General features: G+C 65.8%; 1 protein-coding gene. It reads left to right on the forward strand.

The features are described from left to right. The coding region (locus tag AC1DU6_RS28990; RefSeq protein WP_477861393.1) for a TonB-dependent receptor at window positions 1-2,032 on the forward strand (2,032 nt) is incomplete at both ends.

Consider the following 2,032-nt stretch of genomic DNA (forward strand, 5'->3'; position numbering starts at 1 on the left):
GTGCGCGGCCTGTCCGGCACCGTGCCCAATCTGCAGATCTCCTCGGGCGCCGACTCCGGCATCCAGATCAACATCCGCGGCGTGGGCTCCACCAACTTCACCGAGATCGGTGACCCCGCGGTCGGCCTGCATGTCGGCGGCCTGTACTCGMCGCGGCCGCAAGGGGCGCTCGCGCTGATGTTCGACCTGGAGCAGGTGGAAGTGCTGCGCGGCCCGCAGGGCACGCTGTTCGGCCGCAACTCCACCGGCGGCAGCGTCAACATCATCCCGGCCAAGCCCGAGTTCGGCTCCACCTACGGCAATGTCGAAGCGGACTTCGGCAACTACCGCAAGCGCCAGGTCAACCTGATCCAGAACATCGCCGTCAACGACAAGTTCGCGCTGCGCGCCACCGTCAGCAAGGTCACGCGCGACGGCTGGATCAACCAGCAGCAGGACTTCTACGACGTCAACCTGCCGGCGCATGGCTTCGTCGCCGATGGCATCCCTGACGTGGACCAGCGCCGCAACACCCTGGTCTCCAAAAGCAAGTACTACTACAACCGCGACGAATGGGCGGCCCGCATCGCCGGCCGGCTCAAGCTGACCGACAACATCGAATGGTTGGTGGCCTACGAGAAGTTCCAGAACAATGGCGCCGGCGACGTCGCGATGAAGGACTGCGACATGGCGGCCGGCACCGCCTTCGCCTGCACTGGTGGCAAATGGGACGTCAAGATCAACGTCCCCGGCAAGACCGACATGTCCATCGACACGCTGCGCTCCAACCTGGTGTGGAACCTCAGCCCGCAGAGCAGCATCGAATACGGCTTTGCCTTCGCCAACCAGAAGCGCACGCAGCAGTCCGACGATGACGGCGGCTACCACCCCATCGCCAGCCAGGTGACGGCCAGCCTGCCCGTCGGCCCCGACGGCGACTGGGGCACCTGGCCCGTCAGCGATATGACCTCGTTCACGCTGGGCTCGACCTACAAGTCCAGCGTGCACGAGCTGCAGTTCAAGCACCACACCGACACGCTGCAGCTCGTCACCGGCCTGTTCTGGATGCACGAGAAGAACGCCATCGACTATGCGCAGGAGCAGCTCGTCACAGCCCCCTATGGCTTCCCGACCAGCCAGTTCTATCACCAGCCCGACCGCCAGATCGACGCCAAGGCCGTCTTCGCGCAGGCCGACTGGAAGTTCACGCCGACCTGGACCGCCACCCTCGGCGCCCGCTACAGCCATGACAAGAAGACCGACAAGAACGGCCAGGTCTTCGGTGGCTGGGACGGCTCCACGCCGGCCTACTACAACGGCTTGTTCCATCCCGGCGCGCCCGGCGAGCCGGGCTTTCGCGCCCACAACGGCCGTGACCTGACCGAGAAGATGGGGCCCTTCGCCGGCACCGCCGCCTATGCCGAATGGGGCCCGCCGGCCGGCAACGACAACGCCCAGAGCTGGAAGAAGGTCACCTACCGCCTGGGCCTGCAGAAGCAGCTGACGCCGCTGGACATGGTCTACACATCGTTGTCCACCGGCTACAAGGCCGGCGGCTTCGGCGACAAGGACGACCGCTGCGGCGGCCACGACTGCGTGGACGGCCCCGCCGGCCCGCAGTACACCTTCTTCCCCTACAAGCCCGAGACCGTCACCAACTTCGAGATCGGCTACAAGGGCCTGCTGCTGAACAAGCGGCTGAGCCTGTCGGCCACCCTCTTCTTCAGCCGCTACAAGGACATGCAGGTCACGGGCGACAACTTCGCCTCGCGCATCAAGCGCACCGAGCCCTGCCCCGAAGACAACCCGACCTGCGACATCGTCACCAAGTGGCAAACCGTCAACGTCGGCGTCGTCAGCATCCCGGGCATCGAGCTGGAGGTCGACTACAAGCCCTGGCCCGGCGCCCGCCTGGGGGCCTTCTTCAGCTACATCAACAGCAAGATGAAGGACTACCCGTCCTACAGCGACACCTGGAACTGCGGTGTGCGTGAGGAGATGGGCGCACCGCACTGCCCCGAGCCCTACAGCGGCCCCGTCCGCGAGTTCGCCG

It is taken from the genome of Roseateles sp. P5_B10 (assembly GCF_056400485.1).